General features: G+C 72.8%; 16 protein-coding genes and 3 tRNA genes. 8 read left to right on the forward strand and 11 right to left on the reverse strand.

Annotation, left to right across the window (positions count from 1 at the left end):
- Window positions 1-49: 49 nt before the first annotated feature.
- The 5 genes from IHE55_RS15995 to IHE55_RS16015 form a co-directional block, all read right to left on the reverse strand.
- Entirely contained in the window at window positions 50-859 is an 810-nt protein-coding gene (locus tag IHE55_RS15995) for an ABC transporter permease (protein ID WP_197989643.1), read from the reverse strand.
- Complete coding sequence (locus IHE55_RS16000) at window positions 856-1,941, reverse strand: ABC transporter ATP-binding protein (RefSeq protein ID WP_197989644.1); 1,086 nt, start codon at window positions 1,939-1,941, stop codon at window positions 856-858. The genes IHE55_RS15995 and IHE55_RS16000 overlap by 4 nt, the downstream gene beginning before the upstream one ends.
- Window positions 1,942-2,109: 168 nt before the next feature.
- Window positions 2,110-2,182: transfer RNA gene (locus tag IHE55_RS16005), tRNA-Gly, on the reverse strand.
- Between the two features lie 78 nt (window positions 2,183-2,260).
- Window positions 2,261-2,332, reverse strand: a tRNA-Gly gene (locus tag IHE55_RS16010).
- 422 nt (window positions 2,333-2,754) lie between these two features.
- Window positions 2,755-3,072, reverse strand: a complete 318-nt coding sequence (locus tag IHE55_RS16015; protein WP_197989645.1) for a histone-like nucleoid-structuring protein Lsr2 — start codon at window positions 3,070-3,072, stop codon at window positions 2,755-2,757.
- Between the two features lie 303 nt (window positions 3,073-3,375).
- On the opposite strand from IHE55_RS16015, the gene purS reads away from it, so the two are divergent.
- The 4 genes from purS (at window position 3,376) to IHE55_RS16035 (ending at window position 7,752) form a co-directional block, all read left to right on the forward strand.
- The gene (gene purS, locus IHE55_RS16020; RefSeq protein ID WP_197989646.1) at window positions 3,376-3,642 is read left to right on the forward strand and encodes a phosphoribosylformylglycinamidine synthase subunit PurS; all 267 of its coding nucleotides are present in this window, start codon (window positions 3,376-3,378) and stop codon (window positions 3,640-3,642) included.
- The gene (gene purQ, locus IHE55_RS16025; protein ID WP_197989647.1) at window positions 3,639-4,352 is read left to right on the forward strand and encodes a phosphoribosylformylglycinamidine synthase subunit PurQ; all 714 of its coding nucleotides are present in this window, start codon (window positions 3,639-3,641) and stop codon (window positions 4,350-4,352) included. The genes purS and purQ overlap by 4 nt, the downstream gene beginning before the upstream one ends.
- Entirely contained in the window at window positions 4,349-6,598 is a 2,250-nt protein-coding gene (purL, locus tag IHE55_RS16030; protein WP_197989648.1) for a phosphoribosylformylglycinamidine synthase subunit PurL, read from the forward strand. Before purQ ends, purL begins: the two co-directional genes overlap by 4 nt.
- Window positions 6,599-6,924: 326 nt before the next feature.
- On the forward strand, window positions 6,925-7,752 hold the full coding sequence (locus IHE55_RS16035; RefSeq protein WP_197989649.1) for a sterol carrier family protein: 828 nt from the start codon (window positions 6,925-6,927) through the stop codon (window positions 7,750-7,752).
- 155 nt (window positions 7,753-7,907) lie between these two features.
- Here IHE55_RS16035 and IHE55_RS16040 read toward each other — a convergent pair whose 3' ends face one another.
- Window positions 7,908-9,419, reverse strand: coding sequence for a sulfatase family protein (locus tag IHE55_RS16040; protein ID WP_197989650.1), 1,512 nt, complete (start codon window positions 9,417-9,419; stop codon window positions 7,908-7,910).
- Window positions 9,420-10,609: 1,190 nt separating this feature from the next.
- On the opposite strand from IHE55_RS16040, the gene purF reads away from it, so the two are divergent.
- On the forward strand, window positions 10,610-12,127 hold the full coding sequence (gene purF / locus IHE55_RS16045) for an amidophosphoribosyltransferase (protein ID WP_197989651.1): 1,518 nt from the start codon (window positions 10,610-10,612) through the stop codon (window positions 12,125-12,127).
- Window positions 12,128-12,160: 33 nt separating this feature from the next.
- Window positions 12,161-13,261: a phosphoribosylformylglycinamidine cyclo-ligase gene (purM, locus tag IHE55_RS16050; protein WP_197989652.1), complete on the forward strand. Its 1,101-nt coding sequence runs from the start codon at window positions 12,161-12,163 to the stop codon at window positions 13,259-13,261.
- Window positions 13,262-13,575: 314 nt separating this feature from the next.
- Here the strand turns inward: purM and IHE55_RS16055 are convergent, their stop codons facing one another.
- Window positions 13,576-13,839, reverse strand: coding sequence for a DUF3073 domain-containing protein (locus tag IHE55_RS16055; protein WP_197989653.1), 264 nt, complete (start codon window positions 13,837-13,839; stop codon window positions 13,576-13,578).
- Window positions 13,840-14,166: 327 nt separating this feature from the next.
- Complete coding sequence (locus tag IHE55_RS16060) at window positions 14,167-15,276, reverse strand: Leu/Phe/Val dehydrogenase (protein WP_197989654.1); 1,110 nt, start codon at window positions 15,274-15,276, stop codon at window positions 14,167-14,169.
- Window positions 15,277-15,549: 273 nt separating this feature from the next.
- Here IHE55_RS16060 and IHE55_RS16065 point away from each other — a divergent pair, with 273 nt between their 5' ends.
- Both IHE55_RS16065 and bldC read left to right on the forward strand, forming a co-directional pair.
- A complete protein-coding gene (locus IHE55_RS16065; protein WP_197989655.1) occupies window positions 15,550-16,380 on the forward strand; it encodes a DUF8083 family protein in 831 nt (276 codons plus the stop codon).
- A gap of 523 nt (window positions 16,381-16,903) precedes the next feature.
- Window positions 16,904-17,110 carry a developmental transcriptional regulator BldC gene (gene bldC, locus IHE55_RS16070; protein ID WP_003949541.1) on the forward strand — a complete coding sequence of 69 codons (207 nt, stop codon included), beginning with the start codon at window positions 16,904-16,906 and terminating at the stop codon, window positions 17,108-17,110.
- A gap of 490 nt (window positions 17,111-17,600) precedes the next feature.
- On the opposite strand, the gene IHE55_RS16075 is transcribed toward bldC, so the two are convergent.
- The 3 genes from IHE55_RS16075 to hrpA all read right to left on the reverse strand — a co-directional run bounded on the left by IHE55_RS16075 (window position 17,601) and on the right by hrpA (window position 23,118).
- Window positions 17,601-18,068, reverse strand: coding sequence for a DUF6274 family protein (locus IHE55_RS16075; protein ID WP_197992321.1), 468 nt, complete (start codon window positions 18,066-18,068; stop codon window positions 17,601-17,603).
- 115 nt (window positions 18,069-18,183) lie between these two features.
- Window positions 18,184-18,258: transfer RNA gene (locus IHE55_RS16080), tRNA-Asp, on the reverse strand.
- An 873-nt stretch (window positions 18,259-19,131) separates the two neighbouring features.
- The gene (gene hrpA / locus IHE55_RS16085) at window positions 19,132-23,118 is read right to left on the reverse strand and encodes an ATP-dependent RNA helicase HrpA (RefSeq protein WP_197989656.1); all 3,987 of its coding nucleotides are present in this window, start codon (window positions 23,116-23,118) and stop codon (window positions 19,132-19,134) included.
- Window positions 23,119-23,448: the final 330 nt, after the last annotated feature.

A 23,448-nucleotide genomic window follows, 5' to 3' on the forward strand; every position in this document is an offset into this window, starting at 1 on the left:
TGCTCCTGTTCCGCCATCGCCGTCTGGGCACGCCCGGACCTCCGTCAACTCAACGCCGCGGCTCCCAGCGGAACCACCGCCGTACAGCAAACACCGCCAAACCCGTCCATGCCACCATCGTGATCAAGTCCGTCACGGTCTGCGGAGCGGTACCCGTCCAGCCCGTGCGTATGAGCGCGATCACCGGGGTCAACGGCAGCACCTCGCAGACCGTGGCGACCCGGTCCGGCAGCAGCTCCAGGGGTATCAGCAGCCCCGAGCCGAGTACCGACACCATCAGCAGGGGCGCGATGGTCAGCTGGGCGCTCTCCGCGGACCGGGTCACCCCCGCCGTCGCCGCGGCGAGGGCCACCAGCATCACCGTCCCGCCCGCCAGACCCGCCAGCACCAGGTGGGGGGCCCGCGGCGCCGCGACGTCCAGCAGCAGGCCCCCGCCCACCGCGATGATCAGGCACTGCGCCAGCGCGACCACCACCGAGGGCAGTGCGGTGCCGGCCAGGATCTCCCCGTCGCGCAGCTCCCCGCACCGCAGCCGCTTCAGGACCAGCTCCTCACGGCGCACCACATAGGCGGGCACCAGGTTGGAGTAGACGGCGAAGAGCAGCACGAACCCCAGCCCGCTCGGCACCAGCACGGTGCCGGTGGAGAGCCCGGCCTCGGCGAGATCTTCCCCCTTGATCGTGGATCTCGCGGTCAGCATGAAGGCCAGCGGCAGCACCGCGGCGGTGAACAGCGGCACCTTGCTGCGGCCGAGCAGGGTCAGCTCCGCCCGCGCCAGGGCCGTCAGACGCTTGCCGGTGCCGGGCGCCCACAGCCGGCGGGCCGGCCGCGCACCCCCGGGGGCCACCACCCCGCTCATGCCCGGCCTCCGCCCCGCGCGCCGGGCAGGGCCGCCGCGTCCCCCGGCGGAGCGGCGCCCGCCGGGGGCGCCGTACCGGCCCCGGGAACGGCCGCCGCCGGCGACAGCGCGCCCTCCCGCGCCGGCTGCTCCCCCGTGTCCGCGCCGCCCGGGCTCCCCGCAGCAGCCCCGGTGGCTATCCGCAGGAAGACCTCCTCCAGCGAGGCCGTCCGGGCGTCGAGAGCCGCCAGTTCCACCCGCGCCTCCCGCGCCCACAGCAGCAGGCCGGTGGCGGTGCGCTGGAGATCGCCGGTGCGCAGCAGAACCCGCCGCCCGGAGATCTCGTGGCCGGTGACGCCGAGCGGTGCGAGTGGCGGCAGATCGCCGAGGAAGTACCCCTCCGGCAACTGGAAGGAGATCCGCGACGGATGGCCCGCGACCACCTCCGCCACCCGGCCGGTGGCGGCGACGCGGCCCTCGTGGAGGATCGCCAGCCGGTCGGCCAGCTCCTCCGCCTCCTCCAGGTAGTGCGTGGTCAGCAGCGTGGTGGTGCCGCTGTCGCGCAGCGCGCGCACCAGCGCCCAGGTGTCCCGGCGACCCTCCGCGTCCAGCCCGGTGGTCGGCTCGTCCAGGAAGAGCACCTCCGGCCGCCCCAGCAGCGCCAGTGCCAGGTCCAGCCGGCGCCGCTCACCTCCGGAGAGCTGCTTGACCCGCACCCTGCGCCGTCCGGCCAGCCCGACCAGCTCCAGCGCCTCCCCCTCCGGACGGGCGCCGCTGGTGCAGCCGGCCCACATGCGGATGGTCTCCGCGACCGTCAGCTCGGAGGGGAACCCGCCTTCCTGGAGCATCACCCCGGTCCTCGGCCGCACCAGGTCCCGCCGGTCGAACGGATCGTGCCCCAGCACCCGCACCGCCCCCTCGGCGGGCCGGGCCAGCCCCTCCAGCAGCTCGACGGTGGAGGTCTTCCCCGCGCCGTTCGTGCCCAGCAGGGCGAAGATCTCCCCACGTCGCACCGAGAACGAGACGCCCCGCACCGCCGCGAACCCTCCGGAATAGCGGCGCCACACCCCCGCGGCCTCGATCACACTTTCGCCGTTGTCCATGACTCCAGCGTCCGGCCCGTCCAGGGCATCGGGCAGTGCGAACTGTCATCACCTCACATGACGAATGTCATGTGCGAGGGAAGGGCGGGCCGGAAGCAGGAAGGAAACAGGGAAACGGAAGCACGACGAAGAGGCCCCGGTCGTGATGACCGGGGCCTCTTCGAACTGAGCGGACGACGAGATTCGAACTCGCGACCCTCACCTTGGCAAGGTGATGCTCTACCAACTGAGCCACGTCCGCATGCCCCCGACCGGCTTTCACCGGGCGGCGCGAACACCACTCTACCTGATCCACTGAAGTGGTCCGGTAGGTGATGAGAGCGGGTGACAGGGATCGCACACTGCGCCTCCCCCTTGGAAAGGGGGCGCTCTACTACTGAGCTACACCCGCGTGACCTCTGGGGTTCCGGCCTTTCGGCCTCGCCCCTCGGCGTGCTCCAGACTCTAGCGGATCACCGGGGGTGGTGTGCAACTCGGCGGGAGCGACCGGCCGTCCGCCGTTCGCGCCGTCCGGGATTCCACCCCCGCGCCCGGCCTCCGGAGCCCGCGCCCCCGCGCGCCGGGGCCGGGTGCCGTGGCCGGCCGGGCGCGGACCCGCCACCCGCCGGAGGGCGCGGGGACCCTGTCCACCGCCCGCCGGGCGGCACGGACGCGACGCCTCCGGGAGGGCCGCCGCCGGGTCCGTTACCGCCGCGGCGCCGAGGCGCGACCGCCCGGCGTCACGCCCGGAGGCCGGCGCCCGCCCGACGTTCGCGTCCGTCCGGCGGCTCACGTCCGCCGGGCCGGCACGTCCGTCCGGCGGACGGCGTCCGCTCAACCCGCCTCGTTGAACGCCTCGTAGACCTTCTTCGGAATGCGGCCGCGCGGGGGGACCTCCATGCCGTTGGAGCGCGCCCAGGCGCGTACCGCCGCCGGGTCCGGGGCCACCGCCGTGCGGCGGTACGCCTTGCCGGAGCGGGACCGCTTGCGGCCGGCCTCCACGAAAGGCGCCAGAGCCCCCCGCAGTTTCTTCGCGTTGGCGGAGCTGAGGTCGATCTCGTACGACCTGCCGTCGAGACCGAAGACGACCGTCTCCTCGGCTTCTCCGCCGTCGATGTCGTCAGAGAGCGTGACCACTACGCGCTGCGCCACGATATCGGTCCTTTCGGGCTGCATCGATGCGTTGAGGTGCATAGATGCCGGGTGTGAAGGAGTATGGAGTCAATGCTTTTTCATTTGTACAGCGACGGGCAATGCATTGTGAAGCCCTGAGAATTCCGTCCGCGTGTCACGTCGCAATCGGGACCATACGTTTTACCGCGTCCCATTCCCTAGTGCTTCCCCGTGCCGATGCTTAAACGTGACCGGGCCGCCTCCATATCTACTCGCGTAGATTTTTCCGCGGGGTACGCTGAGGGCACCGCCTTACGCACCACATCACCACCGGGAGTGCCAGTGGCACGCGTCGTAGTCGACGTCATGCTCAAGCCGGAGATCCTCGACCCGCAGGGCCAGGCGGTGCACCGTGCACTGCCCCGCCTCGGATTCGAGGGGATCTCCGACGTTCGTCAGGGCAAGCGCTTTGAACTCGAAGTGGAGGGGCCCGTCGACGACGCCGCCCTCGCCCGTATCCGGGAGATGGCAGAAACCTTCCTCGCCAACACCGTCATCGAGGACTTCACCGTGAAGATCGAGGACGCCGACGTGAAGGCCGAATCGTGACCGCGCGCGTCGGAGTCGTCACTTTCCCGGGAACCCTGGACGATCGCGACACCCAGCGCGCCGTTCGTCTCGCCGGTCTGGAAGCGGTACCGCTGTGGCACCGTGACAAGGATCTCAAGCAGGTTGACGCGGTCGTGCTGCCCGGCGGCTTCTCCTACGGGGACTATCTGCGGGCCGGTGCGATCTCCCGGTTCTCCCCGGTCATGGAGTCGGTCGTCGAGCAGGCCCGGGGCGGCATGCCCGTCCTCGGCATCTGCAACGGCTTTCAGGTCCTGACCGAGACGCATCTGCTCCCCGGCGCGATGCTGCGCAACGACCACCTGCACTTCATCTGCCGTGACCAGAAGCTGCGGGTGGAGAACGCCGGCACCGCCTGGACCACCTCCTACGAGGCGGGCCAGGAGATCAGCATTCCGCTGAAGAACATCGACGGCCGGTACGTCGCCGCCGAGCGGGTCCTGGACGAGCTGGAGGCGGAGGGCCGGGTGGTCGTCCGCTACGTCGGCGGCGGCCTGGGCGGCCACCCGCTCCAGGAGCGCCGGAACCCCAACGGCTCGCTCCGCGACATCGCCGGCATCACCAACGCCGCCGGCAACGTGGTGGGCCTGATGCCGCATCCCGAACACGCCGTGGAGCCGCTCATCGGCACCGGCCGCACCGACGGCCTCGGTTTCTTCACCTCCATCCTCAAGAAGCTGGTCAACTCATGAGTCTGGATACGGTCAAGCACGCGGCCGGGACCCCGGACGTCGCGCAGCCCTGGGCCGAACTCGGCCTGAAGCAGGACGAGTACGAGCGCATCCGGGAGATCCTGGGCCGGCGCCCGACCGGCGCCGAACTCGCCATGTACTCGGTGATGTGGTCCGAGCACTGCTCGTACAAGAGCAGCAAGGTCCACCTGAAGCAGTTCGGCGAGAAGGCCCCGGAGAACGACGCGCTGCTCGTCGGCATCGGCGAGAACGCGGGCGTCGTGGACGTCGGCCAGGGGTACGCGGTGACCTTCAAGGTCGAGTCGCACAACCACCCCTCGTACATCGAGCCCTACCAGGGCGCCGCCACCGGCATCGGCGGCATCGTCCGCGACATCCTCGCGATGGGCGCCCGGCCGGTCGCCGTGGTGGACCCGCTGCGCTTCGGTGCCGCGGACCACCCGGACACCAAGCGGGTGCTGCCCGGCGTGGTCGCCGGCATCGGCGGCTACGGCAACTGCCTGGGCCTGCCCAACATCGGCGGCGAGGTCGTCTTCGACCCCTGCTACCAGGGCAACCCGCTGGTCAACGCCGGCTGCATCGGTGTGATGAAGCACGAGGACATCCACCTCGCCAAGGCCTCCGGCCCGGGCAACAAGGTCATCCTCTACGGCGCCCGCACCGGCGGCGACGGCATCGGCGGCGTGTCCGTGCTGGCCTCGGAGACCTTCGACGACACCAAGCCCGCCAAGCGGCCCGCGGTCCAGGTCGGTGACCCCTTCCAGGAGAAGCTGCTCATCGAGTGCACCCTGGAGGTGTTCCGGGAGGACCTGGTCGCCGGCATCCAGGACCTGGGCGGCGCCGGTCTGTCCTGCGCCACCAGCGAGCTGGCCAGCGCCGGTTCCGGCGGCATGCGGGTGGACCTGGACGCGGTGCCGCTGCGCGACGCGACGCTCTCGCCGGAGGAGATCCTCATGAGCGAGTCGCAGGAGCGCATGTGCGCGATCGTGGAGCCCGGCAAGGTCGAGCGCTTCCTGGAGATCTGCGAGAAGTGGGACGTGATCGCCACCGTCATCGGTGAGGTCACCGACGGCGACCGGCTGGAGATCTTCTGGCACGGCGAGCAGATCGTGGACGTGCCGCCGCGGTCCGTCGCGCACGAGGGGCCCACCTACCACCGCCCCTACGCCCGCCCCGACTGGCAGGACGCGCTCCAGGCGGACGACGCCGGCAAGCTGCCGCGCCCGCGCACCTCCGAGGAGCTGCGCGACCAGGTGCTGGCGCTGGTCGGCTCGCCGAACCAGGCGTCGAAGGCCTGGGTCACCGACCAGTACGACCGCTTCGTGCAGGGCAACACGGTGCTCGCGCAGCCCGAGGACGCCGGCGTCATCCGGATCGACGAGGAGTCGAACCTGGGCGTGGCCCTGGCGACGGACGGCAACGGCCGCTACACCAAGCTCGACCCGTATACCGGTGCCCAGCTGGCGCTGGCCGAGGCGTACCGGAACGTGGCGGCGACCGGGGCCCGGCCGCTGGCCGTCTCCGACTGCCTGAACTTCGGTTCGCCGGAGGACCCGGCCGTGATGTGGCAGTTCGCCGAGGCCACCCGCGGCCTGGCGGACGGCTGCCAGAAGCTGGGCACGCCGGTCACCGGCGGCAACGTCTCGCTGTACAACCAGACCGGTGAGAACGCCATCCACCCGACCCCGGTGGTCGCGGTGCTCGGCGTCATCGACGACGTCAGCCGGCGCACCCCGATCGCCTTCGCCGAGGACGGCCAGCTGCTGTACCTGCTGGGCGACACCCGCGAGGAGTTCGGCGGTTCGGCGTGGTCCCAGGTCGTCCACGACCACCTCGGCGGCCTGCCGCCGGCCGTGGACCTGGACCGGGAGAAGCTGCTCGCCGAGATCCTCATCGCGGCCTCCCGCGACGGCATGATCGACGCGGCGCACGACCTCTCCGACGGCGGTCTGATCCAGGCCGTGGTGGAGTCCTGCCTGCGCGGCGGCAAGGGCGCACGGCTGATCGTCCCGGACGGTCTGGACGCGTTCACCCTGCTGTTCTCCGAGTCGGCGGGACGGGCCGTGGTGGCCGTGCCGCGCAGCGAGGAGGTCCGCTTCAACGACATGTGCGGTGCGCGGGGCCTGCCGGCCACCCGGATCGGCGTCGTCGACGGCGACACGGTGGAGGTGCAGGGCGAGTTCAGCATCCCGCTGGCCGAGCTGAAGCAGGTGCACGAGGCCACCATCCCGGCGCTGCTGGCCTGACGCGCCCGGCCGGGCGCGGCGACCTCACGGGGCCCCGGCGGACCGAGCGTCCGCCGGGGCCCCGGTGTGTCCGGGACGCGGTCGGGGCCCTGGCGGGCGGGTACGGGGCCTGCCGGGCCGGTGCCGCGGCCGTTCGGGGTGGGGTCGGACGGGTTCGGGTGTGCCCCCCGCCGTTCGGGGCGGGCGCCCGGCCGTGCCGTTGCCGGGAACGCCGGCCGGCGCGGGGCGATCCGGTGCGCCGGGCGTGATCGGGCGGTGCCGGGCCGGTGCCGGGGGTGATCGGGCTGTCCGGGGCGGTGCCGGTGGTGCTGGGTATGCTCGCCGGTATGCCCGCCGCGCCCCGCAAGTCCCGTGCCCGGACGTACGACTTCGCCAGGACCCACGCCGCGGTCGCGGCCCAGCTGGACCACGTGCGCGACGCGGTGGGCCGGCTCACCGACGAGCAGCTGGCCGCGCCCACCCGGCTGTCCGGGCCGGCGGACACCGGCGGTGCCGGGGCGGTGTGGACGGTACGGGACCTGGTCGCCCACCTCGTCCTGGTGGTGGAGCACGTGAACCGGAACCTGGAGCAGCCCGCGCCACCGGCCGTGGAGGTCACCCTCACCGACTGGGTGTTCGCCACCGCCACGTTCGCCGGGGCGATCGGCGACGACGCCCGGTCCGCCGCCGGGAGCGCCGACCTCGCCGAGTCGCTGGACCGGGCGGCCGCCCGTTTCGCCGAACTGGTGCCGCCGGCCCACCCGGACCGGCTGCTGGCGGCCCGGGTGGGTGCCATCCGGTTGGACGACTTCCTGGTCACCCGCTGTGTCGAACTGGTGGTGCACACCGACGACCTGGCCGCCGCCACCGGTGCGGAGATCCGTTACGACCGGCAGGCGCTGGCCGCCGCGGTCCGGGTGCTCGCCGACGCGCTGGCGGCCAGGGCGCCCGGCGGTTCGGTGGAGGTCCGGGTGCCGCCGTTCGCCGTCGTGCAGTGCGTCGAGGGCCCCCGGCACACCCGCGGCACGCCGCCCAACGTGGTGGAGACGGACCCGCTGACCTGGCTCCGGCTGGCCACCGGGCGGCGGACCTGGGCGGAGGCGGTCGAGGCGGCGGAGGTCACCGCGAGTGGCGAGCGGGCCGATCTGTCGGGGCTGCTCCCGCTGCTCGGCTGACCCCGACGGGCCCGCCCGACCGTCGGCCGGCCCCGCCCCCGTCGGCCGGCCCCGCCCCGACGGCCCGCCCGACGGCCGGCCCGGCTCCCGGTCGCCGACGTGCCCGGCCCTCCGCGAGCCGGTCCGCCCCGCCCCGCGGCCGGGCGCGCCGCCGGTCAGCCCCCGGCCGCGGGATAGGGCAGCAGGGTGGCGGCGGTGCGCTCCCACGCGGTCCGGAGCGAGGCGAGCCGCTCCGGCTCCAGCGCCGCGCGGTCGGCCTGCTCCCGCGGGTCGTCCGGGATGTTGAACAGGTGGTCCCGGCCCTGCGCGTCCCGGTGGTACTTCCAGGCGCCGCGGCGCAGCGCCCGCTCCCCGCGCACCCGCCAGAACAGGTCCCGCTCGGGCAGCTCCTCGCCGCGCAGCAGGTATCCGGCGAGGCTGGTGCCGTCCAGCGGGTGGGCCCGGTCCGGTCGGGCGCCGCCCACCTCCAGCAGGGTCGCGGTCCAGTCGGGGGTGTAGACCGGCTCGTGGGAGACCTGCGCGCCGCCGTCGATGCGGGCCGGCCAGCGCACGATGGTGGGCACCCGGATGCCGCCCTCCAGCAGCGTGAACTTCTCGCCGGACAGCGGCCACTGGTACGAGAACCGCTCACCGCCGTTGTCGCTGGCGAAGACGACCAGGGTGTTCTCCTCCTGGCCGGAGCGGCGGAGCGCGGCCAGCACCTCGCCGACGGAGCGGTCGAGGTCCTCGACCAGCTCGCGGTACTTCTCCAGCGAGCCGCCGTCGCGGTGGTTGAGCGCGCCCCGCTGCCCCGCCTTGATGCGCGCGGTCACCCGTGCGCTCTCCGCGGTGTCGCCCTCGGCTATCCACGGCCAGTGCGGGGTGGTGAAGTTCAGGTTGAGCAGCCACGGCTTTCGGTGGTCGCGGCCGATGTACTCGGCGGCCCGCTCGGTGATGATCCTCGTGTAGTAGCGCAGGTCCTGGTGGCTGACCTCGCCCTCGTAGAGGTCGTACTCGCCGGTCAGGCCGAGCTTGGAGTAGTACTCCAGGGCCCCGCCGAAGTTGCCGAAGAACGTCTCCCAGCCGGACTTGGTGGGGCTGTGGTCGGGCAGGTAGCCGCAGTGCCACTTGCCGATCAGCGCGGTCGCGTACCCGGCGCCGCGCAGCAGCGAGGCCAGGGTGGGGTGGTTCGGCGGCAGCCCGGCGTCGGACCCGCCGGGGATCGGCTCGTGGAGGCCGCCGGGGGTGCGGCCGGGGAAGCGCCCGGTGTAGAGGCTGAACCGGGTGGGGGAGCAGGTCGAGGAGCCCGCGTAGGCGTGGGTGAAGCGCACCCCCTGGCGGGCGAGCCGGTCCAGGTGGGGGGTGTGGATGTGCGGGGAGCCGTACGAGGACAGGTCGGCCCAGCCGAGGTCGTCGGCGAGGATGAAGAGGATGTTGGGCCGGGGCGAACGGCGGTGGGTGGCCGCCCGGAACGGCCGCTCGCGGACGGCCCCGCGGCCGTCGGCGGCGGCTTCGGCGGCGGCGAGCCCGGTGGCCGCGGTGGCGGCCAGGCCGGCACCGGCGGAGACCGCGGCCAGCTGGCCGAAGCCGCGCCGGGACAGCGGTCGCCCGCTCGTGCCCGCGTCGTGGTGGTCGGGGGCGGTGCCGGGAGAGCGGTCGGCCGGCGAGGGACGGTCGTTCGAGGACATGGCGGGACTCCTGGGGAGACGGGCGCTCCCGCCGGCGGCCGGTGGCCGGGTACGGCGTGGCACGGGCCGGGAGCGGGACGGGCTCCGGCACCGCCGTCACGCGGACGCGGCCGGGGAACGGACGGGCCCGTGCCGGCGGTGCGGCGGAAGCGGAGGGGCAGGGAGGGCGGGACAGGGCAGGGCAGGGCAGGGGCCGGACGGCCGGAACCGGGGAACGGCGCCGACCGCCCGGGGCCGGGACGGAACAGGCCGGGGTACGGAAGGACGAGCGGCAGGGAAGACACCGGGCGCGGACGAGAGAACCGGGACGACGAAGCACCGGACCCCGGCACAACCCCGGCACGGACCCGGGCACGGACCGGAGGCACGGCCACCTGGCCCGGATCCGGAACGGAGGACCCGAGGCACGACCACCGGGCCCGGATCCGGAACGGAGGACCGCAGGACGGGCCGCCGAACCCGCATCCGGAACGGAACCGCAGGACCACCCCTCGGACCGCACATCCCGCGGATCCCCCCCAGGAGCCCGCCCCGGCCCCGCACCCGGAGCGCGAACTGCGGGTGCGGACCTGGGGACAGCCCCGGTGCGGGCTCCCCCGCGGGCCGAGAGTGCGGGCCGACGGGCCCGGGCCGGAGCACGGGCAGGCGGTCCGGATCCGGACGCGGGGGAACAGGGGGAGCAGCGGTCGGAGAGGGGATCAGCGGGCGGTGGCCACCGGGTGGGCCGAGGGCCGTGCGCCGCCGGAGGCGGTGCACACCACGCCGGTCACCCCGGGCGCTCCTGGGTGCGCCGGCCCGGGTGCCAGGCCCGCGCAGACCCGGTTGCCGGGCCCGCGCCGTCCCGGGTGTTCACCCTCGGTGAGGGGCACCGGACGCGGCCGGGCCCGGCGCTCCGGGACGGATCTCCGGGCGGGGCGGCACCGCGGTCGCCGGGCCGGCGGTGGTCGGCGTGCCGGCGCGCTCGCGGTCAGCGACAGATCGCGCTGGCCATCCGGCCGAAATCGACGTGGCGGCGCTCGACGAGGGTGCCGTGCACACCGTATGGCTGCTGCATGAATGTGATCCTCGCCGCAGCGCGGGGCCCGCGTCAATGCCCCGCCGCTGGCCGGAGGCGGTAGCAGGGTGTGATCTACGTCCGGTATCGCGTCCTCCGTTCGGAGGCACCCCGGAACTGGCCTAGACTCGATGACGTGCCACGTGGTGACGGACGACTCAGCCACGACCTGCTCCCCGGTGAGAAGGGCCCCCAGGACGCCTGCGGCGTCTTCGGTGTCTGGGCCCCGGGGGAAGAGGTCGCCAAACTCACCTATTTCGGGCTGTACGCACTGCAGCACCGTGGACAGGAGTCCGCGGGCATCGCGGTGAGCAACGGCTCACAGATCCTCGTTTTCAAGGACATGGGACTGGTCTCCCAGGTCTTCGACGAAACCTCCCTCGGCTCCCTCCAGGGCCACATCGCGGTCGGCCATGCCCGCTACTCCACCACCGGTGCCTCGGTGTGGGAGAACGCGCAGCCGACCTTCCGGGCCACCGCGCACGGTTCGATCGCCCTCGGCCACAACGGCAACCTGGTCAACACCGCCGAGCTGGCGGAGATGGTGGCCGACCTGCCGCGCCAGGACGGCCGCGCCACCCAGGTGGCTGCGACCAACGACACCGACCTGGTCACCGCGCTGCTGGCGGGCCAGACCGGTGAGGACGGCAAGCCGCTCACCGTCGAGGAGTCGGCAGCTCAGGTGCTGCCGAAGGTCAAGGGTGCTTTCAGCCTCGTTTTCATGGACGAGCAGACCCTGTACGCCGCCCGTGACCCGCAGGGCATCCGCCCGCTGGTGCTGGGCCGGCTGGAGCGCGGCTGGGTGGTCGCCTCCGAGACCGCGGCGCTGGACATCGTCGGCGCGAGCTTCGTCCGCGAGGTGGAGCCGGGCGAGCTGATCGCCATCGACGAGAACGGCATGCGCGCCTCCCGGTTCGCCGACGCCCGCCCCAAGGGCTGTGTCTTCGAGTACGTCTACCTGGCCCGCCCCGACACCGACATCGCCGGGCGGAACGTCTACCTCTCGCGGGTGGAGATGGGCCGCCGGCTGGCCGCCGAGGCCCCGGCCGACGCCGACCTGGTGATAGCCACGCCGGAGTCCGGCACCCCGGCCGCGATCGGCTACGCCGAGGCCAGCGGGATTCCGTACGGCTCCGGCCTGGTGAAGAACGCGTACGTGGGCCGGACCTTCATCCAGCCCTCGCAGACCATCCGCCAGCTGGGCATCCGGCTGAAGCTGAACCCGCTGAAGGAAGTCATCCGCGGCAAGCGGCTGGTGGTCGTGGACGACTCCATCGTCCGCGGCAACACCCAGCGGGCGCTGGTGCGGATGCTCCGCGAGGCCGGCGCGGCCGAGGTGCACATCCGGATCTCGTCGCCGCCGATCAAGTGGCCGTGCTTCTTCGGCATCGACTTCGCCACCCGCGCCGAACTGATCGCCAACGGGCTGTCGGTCGAGGAGATCGGCACCTCGCTGGGCGCCGACTCCCTGGCGTACATCTCGCTCGACGCGATGGTCGAGGCGACCACGATCGCCAAGCCCGACCTGTGCCGCGCCTGCTTCGACGGCGAGTACCCGATGGAGCTGCCGGACCCGGAGTTGCTGGGCAAGCACCTCCTGGAGACCGAGCTCGCGGGCGGGACGGACGCCGCGGACGCCCTGCGCCGCCCGTGACGTCCCTGCCCCACGACACGAAAGTTCCCAGCCATGTCTGCTGAGTCCTCCGAGCGTGCGCCGCAGCACGCGGGCGCCGGCGCCAGTTACGCCGGCGCGGGCGTCGATATCGAGGCGGGCGACCGCGCCGTCGAGCTGATGAAGGAGTGGGTGAAGAAGGCCACCCGACCCGAGGTCGTCGGCGGCCTCGGCGGCTTCGCCGGGCTCTTCGACGCCTCCGCCCTGAAGCGCTACGAGCGTCCGCTGCTCGCCTCCGCCACCGACGGCGTGGGCACCAAGGTGGACATCGCCCGCCGGATGGGCGTGTACGACACCATCGGCCACGACCTGGTCGGCATGGTCGTGGACGACCTGGTGGTGTGCGGTGCCGAGCCGCTGTTCATGACCGACTACATCTGCGTCGGCAAGGTCCACCCGGAGCGGGTGGCGGCGATCGTCAAGGGCATCGCCGAGGGCTGTGTGCTGGCCGGCTGTGCGCTGGTCGGCGGCGAGACCGCCGAGCACCCCGGCCTGCTGGGCGTGGACGAGTTCGACGTGGCCGGCGCGGGCACCGGGGTGGTCGAGGCGGACCGGCTGCTGGGCGCGGACCGTATCCGTTCGGGCGACGCGGTGATCGCGATGGCGTCCTCCGGTCTTCACTCCAACGGGTACTCGCTCGTCCGCCATGTGCTGTTCGACCGGGCCGGCTGGTCGCTGGACCGGGAGGTCGCGGAGCTGGGCCGGACCCTGGGCGAGGAGCTGCTGGAGCCCACCCGGATCTACTCGCTGGACTGCCTGGCGCTCACCCGTACGACGGAGGTCCACGGGTTCTCGCACGTCACCGGCGGCGGGCTGGCCAACAACCTGGCCCGGGTCGTCCCCGACCACCTGCACGCCACGGTGGACCGGTCCACCTGGACCCCGGGCGCGATCTTCGACCTGGTCGGGCAGGCCGGCGCGGTGGAGCGGCTGGAGCTGGAGAAGACCCTCAACATGGGCGTCGGCATGGTCGCCGTGGTGCCGCAGGAGTCCGTGGACGTCGCCCTGACCACCCTCGCCGACCGCGGCCTGGACTCCTGGGTGTGCGGCGAGGTCGTGGACCGGGACGCCGCCCACACCGAGGCCGTGACCCTGACCGGTGACTACGCGGCCTGACGTGAGAGGTACCGCCGGACCCGTCGGGCGTACCGCGCACGGTCGCGGTCGCCCGGCACCCGGCGCCATCGCCCCGCGGCGGTGGCGGGAGCCGGGGTCTCCCGCGGCGTGTCCGGGGACCGCCCGGTCCGCGCCGATGTGCCGGGGTACCGCCCGGCACCACCCGCCGCGTCAGCGGGCCGGTCGGTCCCGGTCGGCACGCCGGGCGCCCGGACAGCACGGAAGGCAGCACGAAAACCGGCCCGGGGCGGGAACCCCGAACCGGCTCAGGTGCTGCTGCCGCGATGCGCCGGAAGCCCGGTGACCGAGCGTGGTCAGGCGCGCCGACGGTACGGGGACGGTGCCGACGGATGGTCGTCGTCCTCGTCCTCGTCGTCGTTGTACCGCTGCGCGTACTGTGCGTACGGGTCGTCTTCCAGCTCATCGTCGTCCTCGAACGGGTCGCCGTTCGGCTCCCGGTTCGATGTTGGCGATGCGCCCAGCTCCTCGGCCAGGCGTGAGAGGTCCGTCCCGCCGCTCTGGTACTTCAGCTGGCGGGCGACCTTCGTCTGCTTGGCCTTGGCCCGGCCGCGCCCCATGGCTCGACCCCCTCAACGACGGGGCTCGACGGCCCCAGAGTCTTGACACGCGTTCACGTTCATGAAGTGGAGCGGACTCTTACCAAGAGACCGTCCGTAGGGCTTCAACGGTACCTGCTTCTGTGGCCATACGGTACGTCGCCCGCATGACGTGCCACGTCACAGTGGCCACGAGGCGCCCCGTCCCCGCTGGTCAGCTGCGAGTTTAACCGGTCCGGGGCGGCAACCCGCCGAGCGGCCGTGAGGGATCTCTCCCTCACGGCCTGTCGGCGTACCGACAATCGGGCTCACCGCCCGATAAAAATGGCCGAAAATCGACCGTTCGGCCTACGCCTGGCGAGCCTCCGCGATCCGCTGCTCGGCGAGGCGGTCCGCCGCGACGGCCGGCGGGACACCGTCCTTGGCGGCCCGTTCGAATATGGCCACCGTGGTGTCGAAGATCTTCGTCGCCTTGGCCTTGGCCCGGTCGAAGTCGAATCCGTGCAGCTCGTCGGCGACCTGGATGACGCCGCCGGCGTTCACCACGTAGTCCGGCGCGTAGAGGATGCCGCGGTCCGCGAGGTCCTTCTCCACGCCCGGGTGGGCGAGCTGGTTGTTGGCCGCGCCGCACACCACCTTGGCGGTCAGGGCCGGGACGGTGTCGTCGTTGAGGGCGCCGCCGAGCGCGCACGGAGCGTACACGTCGAGGTCGGCGCGGATCAGGGAGTCGGTGTCCGCCACCGCCGTGACCTGCGGGAACTTCGACCGGATGCGGTCCACCGACTCGGCGCGCACGTCCGTGACGACCACCTCGGCGCCGTCCTCGACCAGGTGCGCGACGAGGTGGTGGCCCACCTTCCCGACGCCCGCGACGCCGACCCGGCGGCCGCGCAGCGTGGGCGCTCCCCAGGCGGCCTGGGCGGAGGCGCGCATGCCCTGGAAGACACCGAAGGCGGTGAGCACCGAGGAGTCGCCGGCACCGCCGTTCTCCGGGGAGCGGCCGGTGGTCCAGCGGCACTCGCGGGCCACCACGTCCATGTCGGCGACGTAGGTGCCGACGTCACAGGCCGTGACGTAGCGGCCGCCGAGGGAGGCGACGAAGCGCCCGTAGGCGAGCAGCAGCTCCTCGGTCTTGAGCTGCTCGGGGTCGCCGATGATGACGGCCTTGCCGCCACCGTGGTCGAGGCCGGCCAGCGCGTTCTTGTACGACATGCCGCGCGAGAGGTTCAGCGCGTCGAGGACCGCCTCCTCGTCCGAGGCGTACGCGTGGAAGCGGGTGCCGCCGAGGGCGGGGCCCAGCGCGGTGGAGTGGAGGGCGATCACGGCCTTGAGGCCGGTCGCGCGGTCCTGGCAGAGGACGACCTGCTCGTGGCCGCCCTGATCCGATCGGAAGAGTGTGTTCAGCACGCCGTCAGCATCGTCGGTGGGACGTACGTCGGTCACGGTGGTGACTCCCATAAGTCGCGGAATTGGACGCCCTCCGGGGGTGGGGAGGGCCGGTGGGTCAGAGCGTAAGCCCTGGAGGGCCTCGGGTGGGCCCCCGTCTCACGAGGCGATTTCCGCAGGTGGTGCCGAGGACGGCGGGCGCCGGTCCGGCCGGCGCCCGCCGTCGCGGTCCGCCGGTGCACCGCGGACCGCCGGGCCCGCGCCGCCACGGGGCCCGTCCATGGGACGATTCGAGCATCCGGGGTAGGCAACTACCGGCACTCGAATCGGGCTTGAGGAGCGTGCGTGACCGTGGCAGTGACCGTCCCGTACGCGGCGTACCTGCGGGTCTACGAGCCGCTGGCCGCGTTCCCCGAGCCGGAGCGGACCCACTGGGCGCGCTACGCCCGGCGGGACCGGCTCCCCGGGGCCCAGGAGGAGCTGCGGCGGGCGCTGACCGACCTGCTGCCGCTGCCGCCGGTGCCGGTCCCGGTGCACGAGAGCCCGGACGCCTTCGTCACCGTGGTGGACGGCATCGTCTGCGTCTGCCCGTGGCGGACCCGGCTGCGCGGCTGGATGGCGCTGGAGGAGGCCGCGGAGCGGTATCCGGCCCCGCTGCTGGACGCGGTGCTGCCGCCGCTGGTCCGCCGGCAGGCGGTGGCCGACTTCGAGCGGTGGCTGGAGCGGAATCCGGACGCCCGGCCGTGGATCCGGTCCGCGACCTGGCACGTGCCGGTGCGCTGGTTCGTGCTCTTCGCGGACGAGGAGCGCGAGTTCACCAAGGGCTCCGAGGGCCTGGTGATGCGGTACCGGACCCCGATGGTGGAGGCCCGCCGGCGGGTGGCGCGGGGGCTGAAGGTGCTCCGGGAGACGCTGGGCGAGGGCCCGCTCATCGACGGCCTGGTAGATGTTGGCCGGTGGCTGGAGGAATTCCACCCGCGGTCCCTGGTCGAGCTCGACTACGGGGGGCTGGTGGAGGTGGTGCCCGAGGAGCGGCTGCACGCCGACCGCTCGGCCCGCGACGTGGCCGAGGGGCTGTCGGCGCTGCGGGACGGGGACGGCGAGCGGGCCGGCGGCGCGTACGAGCGGCTGACGGAGCGCTGGGCCGCGGTCCGGGGGTTGCAGCACGCGAGTTGAGCGGCGGGCTGCAGGCGCCGTGCGCCGGAGGTTTTCCGGCCATGGCGGCGGGAGCGGTTCCATGAGAGGGTCGGACAGGACGTAGGTCCCGATACGGACTTTTAACGGCAACCGTGACGTAACCCACTTACTGCGGGTCTTGCGGCTATCCCCAGTCCTCGTGTCAAAATAGGACAAGGAGTCCAAGGGGGCCTCCTTCCGTCCAACTAAGGGCGGATTCCTCTGTATTGCACGCCTTGGTTGGGTCTGGTGGCTCCTGATCCCGTTGTGACTGATCGTCACGGCAGGGTGACTGTCCGCTATGACATGGTCCATCGGCTTCCGCCGAGGTTGAACACCTGAGAGGGCAATTCCATCGGTTTGGCCGATGGGGCTGGACAGATGGTGTAGTTGTAGTGCCGAGGACAAGCCGTTCGTCCTATAACCGACTCGGCCCGCGTCCGCCATATCGGGCAACGCGGGTCAAGGCGCAGAATTTAGAGGAAAGAACCGTGATGGTTCGGTTCTCCCGAGGAGGCCGCTCATGACCGCTCGCACCCCTGATGCTGAGCCGCTGCTGACCCCGGCTGAGGTTGCCACGATGTTCCGCGTGGACCCGAAGACGGTCACGCGTTGGGCCAAGGCAGGCAAGCTCACGTCCATCCGCACGCTCGGAGGCCACCGGCGCTACCGCGAAGCGGAGGTCCGGGCACTGCTCGCGGGCATCCCGCAGCAGCGCAGCGAAGCCTGAAACACCGTTTGACCGGGCATTTCCCGGGCCGTAGGCCCGGTGGACGCCCACCTTAAGCACCACACGACTGGTGCCTGCCCCAACAGGCCCCGCCGCCCGCAGCGTCATGGGTGAGTCGTTGATCGCGCTGGACTCCGCCGGGTCCAGCGCGATTTTTTGTGCCCGCGCCGGCCCCGGGGCGCCCGGCCGGGTCCGCCGGCTGCCCCGTCGGGGGCCCGTCGCCACCGTGCGCAGTGGCGCCGTGGCGCGCCGCGAGCGGGTCCGGCGCCGCGGGCCGAAGGTTTCAGCAAGCGCTTTCTGCGAGCGGCCCGTCGCGCCCCGTTCCCGGCTCGAAACGGCCCCTTCGGATGGGTGCAATTGCACATATTAAATTGACCTGCTGTCGAAGAGGGGTAAGTCACCCCACTTGGGAAAGCTGTTCGGTGACTCCCGTCACATCGCATGCGGCTTGTCATCAAGCGCATACCTACGGTAAAGGGCTCGGGGGCCGCTAACGGGTGCGGTCGGAGGTCCGTGACGGGGTGGTGCCGGCCGCGGGTCGCGCGGCGCGTTCCGGCGTGGCGGGCCCGGTGGGACCGTCGGGCAGCGGCCGGCCGGCCCCGGCGGTCGCGGTGGCGCCGGCGGCCTCGGAGGCCGGGGTGGACAGCGGCCGGGTCGTGCCGCGGTCCTCGGTCCCGGTGGTGCCCGGTACGGAGCCGGACGGTCCCGCCGCCGGGCGGGCCGCGACCGGTTCCGGGCGCGCCGGGGATGCCGACGGCGCCGGGAGTGCCGTTGCCGATCGTGCCGGGGGTGCGGCCCGCTCGTACCGGGGACGCCCGTCGGCGGCGCCGGGCTGCATCGCCAGGCGCAGCAGCCGGTGGCAGACCGGGCAGTGCCGGGTGGAGTGCGGACGGCCCGCCGCCGCCGACAGATGGGCGCGCAGCAGCGCCCGGATTTCACGCCTCGCGGTCGCCGGCATACGCCGCACCTCCCGTGCCCCGCGCGTCGGTCTCTGCTTGGGTACCGCCGGTATGTGCCGCAGTCAAGACGGCCGAAGGCCCGGATCCCTGCGGGGATCCGGGCCTTCGATGATGCGGTCCTGACGGGATTTGAACCCGCGGCCTCCACCTTGACAGGGTGGCGAGCACTCCAAACTGCTCCACAGGACCTTGCTTTTCGCTTCGCGCTGCGTGCGCTGGCGAAGCAGACTCTACAGCAGCTCAGGGGGTGCGGTCGAACTCGCGCCCGGCGGGCCGGCGACGGCCCCGGCGAGTGGTGCCCGCGGGCCGCGTCCGGGGTGGGCGGAGCCCGGTGCGGGGGCCCACCCCGGGCCGGGGTCGTGCGGTCCGTCGGGTGGTGCGGGTCCGTCGGGTGGTGCGGGGCCGGCGCGTCCGGGCCGCGGTCGTGCGGCCCGCGCCGGGAACGCCCCACGGACCGTACGGCGGGGCTGCCGGCGGTACGGGGGCGGGATGGGTCCCGGCCGGGCCGGAGTCGCCCACGGGGGCAGGAGCGCCCTCCCACCGGCGTACGGCGCCGGGGCGGTCCACACGGTCGCACGGCGCCGAGGGGCGCGGTCCCACGGGCGTACGGAGGTTGGACGGGCCGTCGGGGCGGGAGAGCGGCCCGGACCGGCCCGGGGCCGCGGGGGACCGGCTGGGGCGGCGTGCGGCTGTCGCCGACCGGCTGCTGGGGGCTTGGGGTTGTCGGCGAACGGTTGGGGCCGCCCGAGGCTGTCGGCGACCGGCTGGGGCGGCCGGGAGCGTGAGCGGGCTGCTGCCCGGTGGATCGCCCCGGGTCGCCCCAGCCGTTGGGTCGCCCCGGGCGGCGGGCCGCCCGGGGCGCCGGAGAGGCGCACGCAACGGCCGAGCGAGGGGGAGACGCCCGCGTACGCCCCGTGGGCCGCCACACGCGTCGTACGCGCCACACGCGCCGTCGGCCGCCCGCCGGTCCCCGGCGAGCCGGAACCGCCGTCCGGCCGCCGCCCGGCCGCCGTGCGGGCCCGGGCGGGCAGGACGACGGCCGGGCGGCGGCTCCTCGCGGCGTCACGGCGCCGCCGCGTCCACCGCCTTCACGATGCGCTTGTCGGAGATCGGGTAGGCGGTGCCCAGCGCGTGCGCGAAGTAGCTGACCCGCAGCTCCTCGATCATCCAGCGGATCTCCAGCGCCTGCGCGGGCACCGGGCGTCCGGGCGGGAACTGCTCCAGCAGCCAGGCGTACTCGTCCTGCATCTCCTTGACCTTGGCCATCCGGGCCCGGTCCCGCTCGGCGTTGGTCGGCAGCTGCTGCAGCCGGCGGTCCACCGCCACCAGATAGCGCATCAGATCCGGCAGCCGCCGGACGCCGTGCGCGGTGACGAACCCGGGCGGCACCAGGCGGTCCAGCTGCTCCCGGATGTCCGTCAGGGAGGGCAGCAGCACCGGGCTGCTGGTGGCCTTCAGCCGGCGCTCGCACGCCTGCCAGGCGGCCAGCACCTCCTGCACCTTGCGGACGGTGTCCAGCGTGGCGTCCATGATGTCGGCACGCACCGCGTCGAAGAGCTTGCGGAAGCCCTCCTCGTCCCACGCCGGACCGCCCCGGGCGGCGACCAGCCGGTCGACGGCGGCCGAGACGCAGTCCTCGAAGAGCGCCTGGACGCTGCCGTGCGGGCTGCTCGCGAGCGCCAGCTTCGCGCTGTTGCCCAGCTTGCCCTGGACGAACTTCACCGGGCTGGCGGGGAGGTTGAGCAGGATCAGCCGCCGGGTGCCGCGCCACATCGCCTGCTGCTGCTCGGCCTCGGTGTCGAACAGCCGTACCGCGACCGACGAGCCCTCGTCCACCAGCGCCGGGTACGCCTTCACCGGCTGTCCGGCGCGCCGGGTCTCGAAGGTGCGGGGCAGCGCGCCGACGGTCCAGGAGGTGAGCCCGGACCGCTGCTCGATGCCACCGCCCTCCTTGGAGGTGGCGAACGCCTTGGTGATGGCCGCCCGCGTCTTCGGCTTGAGCCGCAGCCGCAGCGCCTCCAGGTCCTTGTCCTCGGCGAGCTTGCGGCGCCGCTCGTCGACGACCCGAAAGGTGATCTTCAGGTGGTCGGGGACCTTGGACGGGTCCCAGTCCTCCGGCTCGATCCGCACCCCCGTCATCCGTTGCAGCTCCCGGCCGAGGGCGACGGTCAGCGGCTCCTGGGTGGGCCCCTCCTGCCCGCCGGCGGGCAAGGAGGGAGGCACCGCGCTGTCCAGAAAGCGCTTGGCGTAGTTGGGCGCAGGGACGCAGTTGCGCCGGATCGGCTTGGGCAGCGAACGGATCAGCTCGGTGACCAGGTCCTCCCGCAGCCCGGGGATCTGCCAGTCGAAGCCCTCCGGGGAGACCTGGTTGAGCACCTGGAGCGGGATGTGCACCGTCACGCCGTCGGCGTCGGCGCCCGGCTCGAACTGGTAGGTCACCCGGAACTTCAGGTTCCGCTGGCGCCAGGTGTCCGGATAGGCGTCCTTGGTGACGCCCTCCGCCCGCTCGTTGATGAGCATGGACTTCTCGAAGTTGAGAAGCTCCGGCTCCTCCCGGCGCTTGTGCTTCCACCAGGAGTCGAAGTGCGCCCCGGAGACCACGTGCTCGGGGATCCGCTGGTCGTAGAAGTCGAACAGGGTCTCGTCGTCGACCAGGATGTCCCGGCGGCGGGCCCGGTGCTCCAGCTCCTCCACCTCGCCGAGGAGCTTGCGGTTGTCGTGGAAGAACTGGTGGTGGGTGCGCCAGTCGCCCTCCACCAGCGCGTTGCGGATGAACAGGTCACGGCTGGTCTCCGGGTCGATCCGCCCGTAGTTCACCTTCCGCTGGGCGACGATCGGCACGCCGTAGAGGGTGACCCGCTCGTACGCCATCACCGCGGCCTGCTTCTGCTCCCAGTGCGGCTCGCTGTAGGTCCGCTTGACCAGGTGCTGCGCCAGCGGCTCGATCCACTCCGGCTCGATCCGCGCGTTGACCCGCGCCCACAGCCGGGAGGTCTCCACCAGCTCGGCGGACATGATCCACCGTGGTGGCTTCTTGAACAGCGCCGAACCGGGGAAGACGGCGAACTTGGCGCCGCGCGCGCCCAGGTACTCGTTGCCCTTGCCGGTCTCCTTGCCGCCCTCGGCCACCGTGTTCTTCAGGCCCACGTGGGACAGCAGCCCGGCCAGCAGCGCGGTGTGCACGTGGTCGGGGGCCGCGTCCTGCTCGTTGAGATGGATGCCCATCGTCTTCGCGACCGTACGCAGCTGGCTGTAGATGTCCTGCCACTCGCGTATCCGCAGGTAGTTGAGGTACTCGTTGCGGCACATCCGGCGGAAGGCCGAGGAGGACAGCTCCTTCTGCCGCTCGCGGACGTAGCGCCACAGGTTGAGGAAGGCGAGGAAGTCGGAGTTCTCGTCCTTGAACCGGGCGTGGTTCTGGTCGGCCTGCTGCTGCTTGTCGGCGGGCCGCTCGCGCGGGTCCTGGATGGACAGCGCCGCCGCGATCACCATCACCTCGCGCGCACAGCCGGTGCGGTCGGCCTCCAGCACCATCCGGGCCAGCCGCGGGTCCACCGGCAGCTGGGAGAGCTTCCGGCCGAGCGGGGTGAGCCGCTTGCGGAGGTCCTTCTGCTGCGGGTCGATCGCCCCCAGCTCCTCCAGCAGCTGCACGCCGTCCTTGATGTTGCGGCGGTCCGGCGGGTCGATGAACGGGAACTTCTCGATGTCCCCGAGCCCGGCGGCGGTCATCTGGAGGATCACCGAGGCCAGGTTGGTGCGGAGGATCTCCGCGTCGGTGAACTCCGGGCGGGAGAGGAAGTCCTCCTCCGAGTACAGCCGGATGCAGATGCCGTCGCTGGTCCGGCCGCACCGGCCCTTGCGCTGGTTCGCGCTGGCCTGGCTGATCGGCTCGATCGGCAGCCGCTGCACCTTGGTGCGGTAGCTGTACCGGGAGATGCGCGCCATGCCGGTGTCGATGACGTAGCGGATGCCCGGCACGGTGAGCGAGGTTTCGGCCACGTTGGTCGCCAGCACGATCCGCCGGCCGGTGTGGCGCTGGAAGACCCGGTGCTGCTCGGCGTGCGACAGCCGCGCGTACAGCGGCAGCACCTCGGTCATCGGCAGCTGCCGCTTGTTGAGCGCGTCGGCGGTGTCGCGGATCTCCCGTTCGCCGGAGAGGAAGACGAGGATGTCGCCCGGGCCCTCGCCGCGCAGCTCGTCCACCGCCTCGCAGATCGCGGTGATCTGGTCCCGGTCGCCGTCCTCGCCGCCCTCCTCCAGCAGCGGCCGGTACCGCACCTCCACCGGGTAGGTGCGCCCGCTGACCTCGATGATCGGCGCGTCGCCGAAGTGCCGGGAGAAGCGCTCCGGGTCGATGGTCGCCGAGGTGATGACGACCTTCAGATCCGGCCGGCGCGGCAGGAGCTGCGCCAGGTAGCCGAGGATGAAGTCGATGTTGAGGCTGCGTTCGTGCGCCTCGTCGATGATGATCGTGTCGTACTGGCGCAGCTCGCGGTCGGTCTGGATCTCCGCGAGCAGGATGCCGTCGGTCATCAGCTTGACGTGGGTGTCCTGGCTCACCTGGTCGGTGAACCGGACCTTCCAGCCGACGGACTCGCCCAGCGGGGTGCGCAGCTCCTCGGCCACCCGCTCGGCGACGGTGCGGGCGGCGATCCGGCGCGGCTGGGTGTGCCCGATCAGGCCGCGCACGCCCCGCCCCAGCTCCAGGCAGATCTTCGGGATCTGGGTGGTCTTGCCGGAGCCGGTCTCGCCCGCGACGATCACCACCTGGTGGTCCCGGATCGCCTCGGCGATGGCGTCCTTCTTCTGGCTGACCGGCAGTGACTCTGGGTAACTGACCTCGGGCACGGCGGCCCGGCGGTCGGCCACCCGCGACTCGGCCCGGTCGATGTCGGCCGCGATCTCGGCGAGCACGGCGTCCCGGGCCTCGGGCTTACGGATCCGGCGGGCGCCGTCGAGCCGGCGCCCCAGCCGCTGCTGATCACGCAGCATCAGCTCGGGGATCGGTTCCAGCAGGGCCGGGAGGGTGGGGGCAGGCGTGGTGGACATACGGGATCCAGGATCTCACTTCGCCGAAACGGCTGGCGAACCATTTCTGTCCGGACTAGTCCGGGAAGTATGTCGGAGATGGGTGCCTTAGCGTGCATTCATGGGCGGATATGGCGGGGCCGAGGGCGGACGTGGCGGGTCCGGCGACCGGTGCGGCGGGGCCCGCGCCGGTTGCGGTGACCGGTGCGGCGGGTCCCTTGGCGGCTGCGGCGGGTCCGGCGACCGGTACCGCGGGTCCGGCGGGACCCGCGGCGGGCCGGGCGCAGCCGCCGGTGGACATGGCCGGACCGAGGGCGGGTACGGCGGGTCCCATGGATGAACGGCCGAAGC

It is taken from the genome of Streptomyces pactum, assembly GCF_016031615.1.
Lineage (GTDB): Bacteria > Actinomycetota > Actinomycetes > Streptomycetales > Streptomycetaceae > Streptomyces > Streptomyces pactus.

Bases quoted from the DNA above. Each gene is read 5' to 3' on its own strand.
- IHE55_RS15995 (WP_197989643.1), bottom strand. From the start codon at position 859: ATGAGCGGGGTGGTGGCCCCCGGGGGTGCGCGGCCGGCCCGCCGGCTG.
- IHE55_RS16000 (WP_197989644.1), bottom strand. From the start codon at position 1,941: ATGGACAACGGCGAAAGTGTGATCGAGGCCGCGGGGGTGTGGCGCCGC.
- purL (WP_197989648.1), top strand. From the start codon at position 4,349: ATGAGTCTGGATACGGTCAAGCACGCGGCCGGGACCCCGGACGTCGCG.
- IHE55_RS16035 (WP_197989649.1), top strand. From the start codon at position 6,925: ATGCCCGCCGCGCCCCGCAAGTCCCGTGCCCGGACGTACGACTTCGCC.
- IHE55_RS16040 (WP_197989650.1), bottom strand. From the start codon at position 9,419: ATGTCCTCGAACGACCGTCCCTCGCCGGCCGACCGCTCTCCCGGCACC.
- purM (WP_197989652.1), top strand. From the start codon at position 12,161: ATGTCTGCTGAGTCCTCCGAGCGTGCGCCGCAGCACGCGGGCGCCGGC.
- IHE55_RS16055 (WP_197989653.1), bottom strand. From the start codon at position 13,839: ATGGGGCGCGGCCGGGCCAAGGCCAAGCAGACGAAGGTCGCCCGCCAG.
- IHE55_RS16060 (WP_197989654.1), bottom strand. From the start codon at position 15,276: ATGGGAGTCACCACCGTGACCGACGTACGTCCCACCGACGATGCTGAC.
- bldC (WP_003949541.1), top strand. From the start codon at position 16,904: ATGACCGCTCGCACCCCTGATGCTGAGCCGCTGCTGACCCCGGCTGAG.
- IHE55_RS16075 (WP_197992321.1), bottom strand. From the start codon at position 18,068: ATGCCGGCGACCGCGAGGCGTGAAATCCGGGCGCTGCTGCGCGCCCAT.
- hrpA (WP_197989656.1), bottom strand. From the start codon at position 23,118: ATGTCCACCACGCCTGCCCCCACCCTCCCGGCCCTGCTGGAACCGATC.